This window comes from Hallella faecis (assembly GCF_018789675.1).
GTDB lineage: Bacteria > Bacteroidota > Bacteroidia > Bacteroidales > Bacteroidaceae > Prevotella > Prevotella faecis.
This window is the reverse complement of record NZ_JAHKBE010000080.1, coordinates 1-7,544: the sequence shown is the minus strand read 5'-3', so window position 1 is coordinate 7,544 and position 7,544 is coordinate 1. Positions and strand designations below refer to the sequence as shown.

Here is a 7,544-nt window from a genome sequence, read left to right as displayed (position 1 = left end):
GGCTGGCAGCGTAAAACTGCTTAGCCTTTATCTCAAATTTTAACGAACTATTGATAAGAGTTATTCGAATATTACTATGCATCTAAAAATTGATCAACACCAAATAATGGCCATAAAACATCTCCTCCTATAACAGTAAGAGTTTTGTTACCCAAACTCGTATGGTAGTGCAATATTGGCACATCTGCAACTCTTTTCAATGTCTTATATTCACACGTTTCTATAATAGATTTAGCTAATGGCATACAGATTATAACAGCGATTAATGCATCTTTATATTCCAAATAGTCATCGTTATTCTGTTCAGACCTTATCAAAAATCTATATTCATTTTCCATGTGCCAATCTGTTGATTTTGTAAAGAAAATATCTTTACACTTTCTTTTAATTTGTTTATCAACAGATATATTTCCATCTTCAAAGAAAAGTGCGTTGGTGAAATTTTTGATGTATTTAATTCGTCCATACCGCTGAAAAATAGTTTTCCCCTTAAATTGCGAAATCAATTTTGATTTGTCGAATACAAGGCAAACGCCTTTACCCTTTTCTGCGTAATATCCCCATAGAGAATCTATTTCAAAACCTCTTTTTCCTGTTTTATCTTCTGTAAAACTAATGGACTTGTATTTATTTAATTCAGCAATTGCCATGTCATCAAAGACTTCTCTACGTGATTCTGAAATGTCATTCATATTTTTAAAATCACCGAAAAGAAGCCTTTGGGATGAAATAATCTTCAGAGCTGATGCAAAAGACGTATAGTGAAATAAGTGATTTCCATTATATGTCATAAAATTGGCGACATTCTCTAATTCTTCACTGTATGATGCCATACTACTTTACCGCTTTTATTAATATATCCTTCAATACCTCCAATTTTAAAGTAAGCTAATCCTTTAATGAACGTGCCGACTTTATCATATTTATATGGTATGACTTCCTTAAAATGTCTATCAACGAATCCCCATTTACTGTTCGTTTTACCAGTAGAAAATTCTTTAACAGCAACTAATCCTTCGCTAAAAAAAGATACAGAATCAAATGGCTGTGAGATAAAATCAAATTCCTTATTTACAAATGTCCAACATGGGGTATCTCCATATCTAACCTTCACACCTGCAATAGTATCTGTGAATGATGTAACATCTGTGAAAGCTTCATTACTTAAGGAAATTGTTCCACCGTGGTCAAAATCAGTCAAAAAAGAACCTTTTTTATTGATATATGAATAAAATGGAGTATCGAATAATGATTGTTGCCAAATATAGTAATCAGAATCAGCGTTATATACTCTTGTGCATCTTATAGAATCAGAACAGACTCTACCATTTTTATCTAATAATAGCCATACGAAATCAGGATTATTGGTTTCGTCTAACATTAGTTTACAACTCCATGAGTTTTCAACACCAGAAAAATTAGGTATAATGAAATACTTGTCTTTTGTCAACACCTTTCCTAAAGAATCAATAAGTATAACAGAGTTTAGACTTTCAATTAAGTTATTTGCAGTTGGTATTTCTCTCACCATTAATACACTGGCAACACCACCATAAAAAGGATTGCAAGCATTATATTTAGCAGCTATAGTAGTATCGCCTGAAAGATTCATGTATCCAATCAATCTTGTTCTGGAGTTCTGTACTAAATGTTGCCCTGCTCTAATCTGAATAGCCTTGCCATCAATGATGTCATTAAAACCTAATGCTCCATTGATGAATTTCTCTGAATATTTCTTGTAAATTTGATGTAAACCCATTTGTTGCAGCTGGGTTGCAGATAAATCCAACGTATGAACGGTGTCAACAACAAGGGTATTACTTTTGTCAATAAAACCGTATTTAACATGTAATAGAGTGTCAAGTCCACCATATTTTCCTTGTTCGGTTTTTAATGAATATTCCGTAATTACAGTAGCATACCCATATAAGTTAAAACTTGACACATATTTGTATTGAGGCTCGATAACAACTGTACCTGTAGAATCAATAAATCCATATAGTCCATTCTCTTGAATTCTATAAAGATTTATATCAGAATGATTACACGAGGCTAATGTAGATAGAACTATCAGTCCTAAAAATATTATTTTCTTTACCATACGTTTATATTATTGTCAATTTGAACATCAGGTGTATTCCTTGTAAATCTTGCAGGAACATTGATGGTGTATTCATTTCTGTTTCCGTGATAATCTTCTACAATAATTGGGATTATATTATTTCCACCCTCAAAGTGAAGTGTATATGTAAACATATAAGGACTATCTTTATCTGATAAATTAACCACTTTATTTTCTATTCGATGTTCTCCTGGATAACACAATTTTTTATTTCGTACTACTGTAATAGATTTAGCATCTCCTGAGAACAAAACATTAAAAGTAACATTACATTCAAGACCATTACCATCCCAATCTAAAACAGAAACATTGGCCATTCCGTCTATCATGGGCTTTGATTTGGGAATAACAACTCGTTTATTTCCTTTTAATAGTATTTGATTTATGCCCTGAGAAGGAGTACTTAATTGCCTTGGTGGAGTATTATCGATTGCTACTAGACCTAAAGGTTCAACATTGTAAGACCAATCATCATTTATGCCAATAAGTGTTATGCATTTATAGCCATCGCTGTCCATTTTACGATAACAATTCATACTTGTGCCTAATGACTTTGATGTCAACTCGAAATCATTGGCAACAATTTCCTCCACAAAATCCTTTATTTCTTTGTCAGAGCTTGAGGCATAAAGGATATAATGGTCTGCTTTCATTTCAGATGACACTTGATAAGACACTCCTGCAAAGTTCTTCAGAACAGGTATAGTTCCATTTGTGACGTAGTCAGAAGTTCCATTAGAATTGATTTTTGCAAGAATACCTTTCATTTGGTCTATTTGATATTGTTCAAGCTGCTTATTCTTGCGAAACAACCATTTTTTGATGTTTACTTCTTGTTCTGGATTTGACTCAGCGGAAATCAGTCTTGCACAATTACCACGAATACTTGATGTACATTTTTTAGTTTCTAAAGGTTCAATGGTCGCATATACAATAGTATCAATAACATCATCTATTTTTATGTTCAAAGCAATTCCTGTTGAGATTCCAGAAATTGCCATAAGGGCAATTTCATAGTTAGAGCCATACCCTTTAAATATAGTTGGTATACTTGCTTTGTAAACATCAGAATAAGATTTGTTTACAACTTCTTTTTTCTCAATGTAAATCTTAATATTATGTTCTTTCTCGTCTAGGGAAGTAACATTCAAAATCTCATTCTCGCAAGAAACCACAGGCTTTATAGAGTCTGACGAAGTTTTGCTTCCATCAGAACATGATGCAATACCTATTAAGGTACATATATACGCAAAAAATACAATTACTTTATTGTCCATATTTTCCAGATTTTGTTTTCCGTACAACACGTTTATTATTAGGGACTTGTTTCTTTACAGTACGAGCTTTATGAGAATTCTTCTTTGGTGAATTACTATTTATTTGCTCTTTTTGTGTAACTACTGGTTGTAACCAAGGATCTTTTTCTTTATATCCTTTTTGTAGGTTAAGAAATTCATTAAGTACCTTATTTGCAACAGGCTCCGTTCCCATGTCAAAGCATATGGAATTGATAAGATTTCGTTTCGCCCCTTGATTATAAGATTGTGTACCTGTAATGTATAGGTCAATACCATTTTCATCTTCTATGGTTAATACATTTTTGTTCCCAACATGATCCCATCTGCCAAAAGAATTGTACCACATCCCAGTATAAAAGGTCGAAGTTCGAAGATTTACACGAAGGGAATTTTTCGAGATATAGTCATTTCTTTCACTATCCCATGCAAATCCATATTGGATGACTAAATAATCATCAGATTGTTCAACACGAACGTAATTCGTTTCATAAATGCAACTATTAGCGTATGGTGCATTACACACCTTAATATTTGACGAATAAGACGATAATATACCGTTCAAGTTCGCCTGACAAAAGCCTTTGGTGTAAGGCACGATAGCTAACACTGCTGTCCAAATTAGTTTCTTCCACATATTGTTTTCTATTAACAAGAAGCGTGGTACTGCCAATAACCACGTCTTAAAGTGCAGGCCCTGAGAAAACCTTAATCAACAGATATGGTTAAGCAGCCCACGCTATAACGTGGAAACTGCCATGCCAATTCTTGTTGATTTTGTGTTTCAGTTTCTCAGGCTTCGCACTTACAAGAGTAGCATAACGCTCCTATATTTCTAAAATGTCTGGAGATGGCTTTTGCCAAATCCGAGTGTAAAATTACAAATTTATTTTGAGAATTCTTGCGATTATTATAGAAAACAACACATTTGTAGCTCAAAAAGTATAAATAATAAACAATTTAACAAGAAATAACTTGATTTTTGAAGAAAAATGATGATAAAAGGTTGCCAAGTCCAAGAAATTTTGTAATTTTGCAAGCAATATGACCTCCCACGCTTCCCGTAGACCAGCGCACCCGGGGAGGTCTTCGAGTTTTTATAGGTTTATGTCTGCAAAAACATATAACAAGAGACCTTTCAGTTTGTCAGAACAAGTGGATAAACTTGAAAGCAAAGGACTGCTTTTTGATGACAAGAAAGAAGCGGAACAATTTCTTTTTGACGTAAGCTATTATAGACTCCGTGCATACACTTATCCATTTCAAGACAACAGTGATGACGGTGAGCACCTGTTTGTAAGGGATGACATCCATTTTTCAGAAATTACAGATCTTTACAAGTTTGACCGTGACCTACGTTACTTGCTTTTCAATGCTATTGCAAGAATAGAAGTCTCCATTCGTGCTCGCATGACACAAATTTACTCAGAGCAAACACGTGACAGCCATTGGTTTCTAAACAAAGAGCTATATCGCTGTGATTTTGACAGGCTTATCGAGGATATTGGCGCAGATGTAAACAGAAGTAATGAGGAATTTATCAAGCATTATTATAATAAGTACGAGGAGCCAGAGTTGCCTCCATGCTGGATGTCCCTTGAAGTGGTATCGTTTGGAACACTCAGCCGTCTTTATCAGTCCTTGAAGAAGGATGACAATAAGAAAAGGTTAGCCCAATCGTATGGCATAGCGGATATAAACGTGTTTGAAAATTGGTTTCATGCCATTTCCAATCTCCGTAATTGCTGTGCACATCATGGCAGAATTTGGAACCGCCGTTTCATGGTCAATATGGTGTTGCCCTACAACACCTCACGACTATTTATGGATAGAGAAAGTTTGAATACAGTTAAGCGCAACAAACTTTTCCCATTACTCTCAGCCATTAAATACCTTTTGGATTCCATAGATGAGTCAAACAACTTCAAAGATTTTCTATTATCAATGCTGAATAGAAATATACGCCTGCTGTCTTTGCGTGATATGGGATTCCCCAGCAATTGGAAACAACTCTCAATTTGGAGATAACCTAACAAAAACACCGTTTTGTAAGTGAATGGAAGTTAAATACGTTAAATATCACCCTAATTTCTGTATCCAATTAGAAAACAAGCCACTTTTCTACCGTATTAACCACAAATAACTGATATTTAGACATATACATATACTCATATTGCAATCATTTAAAAACTGTAGAATTTGAAGATTCTGATTTGGACTTAACATTAGGGTATGGACAATACAATAGGCAACCATTGTTCATAGGAAACCCTATCCAAAGATTGTACTTAGGAAGAAATCTAAAAGAAAAAACAATGACATCTAACATAGGTTATTCTATCTCGCCATTTATGGATCAAACTGAGCTAACAAATGTAACTATTGGTAACAATGTTAAGATTATTGGCCCATATCTTTTTAGCGGATGTTCTTCGCTTTCAGAAATTAACACTCCTAATTCTCTTGAACAAATAGGAAATGGAGCATTTGAAGGCTGTACAAACTTACCTATAATTGACAATATTCAATATGCGGGAAAGTGTGCTGTTAGGGTTGTTGATAAAAATTTAGATAGCTACAATATAGCAAATGATACAAAATTTATCCTATCCGCTTGCTTCTCTGGTTGCGTCAATTTAAAAAAGATAGATTTGCCAAATAGTATTATCTATTGGGGAGATTATGTGTTCGAGGGTTGTACAAATTTGAAAGAAATAACTATTCCCGATAAAGTAGAAACAATAGCAAAAAAAATGTTTTCTGGATGTGAAGAGCTTGAAAACATATCAATACCTTCTAACATAAAGATTATTAATTCCGATGCTTTTTCTGGTTGCAAATCTTTGAAAGAAATTGTTATTCCACGAAATGTTGTTAGAATTGAAGATAATGCCTTTTATGGATGCTACTCGCTAAAAGAAGTTGTTTTGGAAGATTGTTCAAACAGTATAGGAATGGGGACTAATGGATACGACAAGAAATCTCTTTTTTATGATTGTCCATTAGAAAAAGTCTATATTGGAAGAAATATGGCAAGTTCTTATTGGGTAGGAAATAGAAATGATTATTTACCTTTTTATGGAAAAGAAACTATAAAAGAATTAACCATAGGTTCTGATGTGACTAATCTTAAGGCATACTCGTTCTATGGTTGTAATGCAATAGAAGATATAACTGTTAAGCATGATATTCCAATAATGCTTGAAAACTATACTTTTTCAAGTGAATTATATTCAAAATGCAGATTGAATGTTCCTGCGAATTCTGTTTCATTATATTCATCTGCAAATATTTGGCAATACTCTGTTAATTCTAACGTAATCGTTTGAAAATGAAGGAGTTAATTAACGTAATATAACTAATAAAATTTGGTTAAGTGGCTGATTATCAGTAACTTTATAGTGATCAAAGCTTAAAGTAACATGACATCAGAACCACTCAACCAATATACGGAAATCTGCAGAGATGCTATCAAAAGTTCATCTGCAAAGGTAAGCAAAACTTTCGAAAACCTTCTCTTGGAAATACTCTTATTGTACATGACGATACAAAGAAAGATAAATTTCACTCAAATGGAGCGCTACGGCACCCATTGCGAGCAGACCTACAGAACGAATTTCAACCGTGGCCGTGCTAAATGCATAGACTGGGTGAAGTTCAACCTTGCCCTTTGCAGACGTTACTTGAATATGGATGGTCTATTGGCTATTGCCATTGATCCGAGCTACATCAGCAAGTCTGGTAAGAAGACTCCGCATATCGGTACTTTCTGGTCCGGTTGTGCAAGTTCCATGAAGCATGGACTTGAAATCATGGGACTGGCTCTTGTCGATGTCTATGCCAACAGTTGCATGATGCTGCGCGCCCATCAGACTCCATCTACAGGAGAGTTGAAACTGCGCAACATGACTCTCGTGCAACATTACATAGCGGTCATCAAGCGTTACAAGAAGGAATTGTTGAAGGTCACCGATATTGTTGTCGCTGACGCCTTCTTCTCTATCCGTCCGTTTGTGGATGGAATCAAAGAGTGCGGTTTCCATCTTGTCAGCCGCTTCAGGGATACAGCGAGCCTATACTATGTGTATACGGGGCCTCGTTCCCACAAGCCTGGACGTCCCAAGACA

7 protein-coding genes are annotated in these 7,544 nt (G+C 34.7%); 3 read left to right on the top strand and 4 right to left on the bottom strand.

What is annotated here, in order from left to right:
- Positions 1-74 precede the first annotated feature (74 nt).
- From KM934_RS11980 to KM934_RS11965, 4 genes are read right to left on the bottom strand one after another with little or no spacing between them, the layout of a single operon-like run.
- Positions 75-833, bottom strand: a complete 759-nt coding sequence (locus KM934_RS11980) for a DUF2971 domain-containing protein (protein ID WP_215760836.1) — start codon at positions 831-833, stop codon at positions 75-77.
- Complete coding sequence (locus KM934_RS11975; RefSeq protein WP_215760835.1) at positions 809-2,101, bottom strand: WG repeat-containing protein; 1,293 nt, start codon at positions 2,099-2,101, stop codon at positions 809-811. The genes KM934_RS11980 and KM934_RS11975 overlap by 25 nt, the downstream gene beginning before the upstream one ends.
- Positions 2,095-3,399: a hypothetical protein gene (locus KM934_RS11970; protein ID WP_215760834.1), complete on the bottom strand. Its 1,305-nt coding sequence runs from the start codon at positions 3,397-3,399 to the stop codon at positions 2,095-2,097. Before KM934_RS11970 ends, KM934_RS11975 begins: the two co-directional genes overlap by 7 nt.
- Complete coding sequence (locus tag KM934_RS11965) at positions 3,389-4,054, bottom strand: hypothetical protein (protein WP_215760833.1); 666 nt, start codon at positions 4,052-4,054, stop codon at positions 3,389-3,391. Before KM934_RS11965 ends, KM934_RS11970 begins: the two co-directional genes overlap by 11 nt.
- A 506-nt stretch (positions 4,055-4,560) precedes the next feature.
- Here KM934_RS11965 and KM934_RS11960 point away from each other — a divergent pair.
- From KM934_RS11960 to KM934_RS11950, 3 genes are all read left to right on the top strand, one after another.
- A complete protein-coding gene (locus tag KM934_RS11960; RefSeq protein WP_215760832.1) occupies positions 4,561-5,445 on the top strand; it encodes an Abi family protein in 885 nt (294 codons plus the stop codon).
- Positions 5,446-5,732: 287 nt separating this feature from the next.
- Positions 5,733-6,746, top strand: a complete 1,014-nt coding sequence (locus tag KM934_RS11955) for a leucine-rich repeat domain-containing protein (RefSeq protein ID WP_215760831.1) — start codon at positions 5,733-5,735, stop codon at positions 6,744-6,746.
- Between the two features lie 210 nt (positions 6,747-6,956).
- Positions 6,957-7,544, top strand: a 588-nt coding sequence (locus tag KM934_RS11950; RefSeq protein ID WP_252344994.1) for a transposase, incomplete at its 3' end; no start/stop codon positions are given.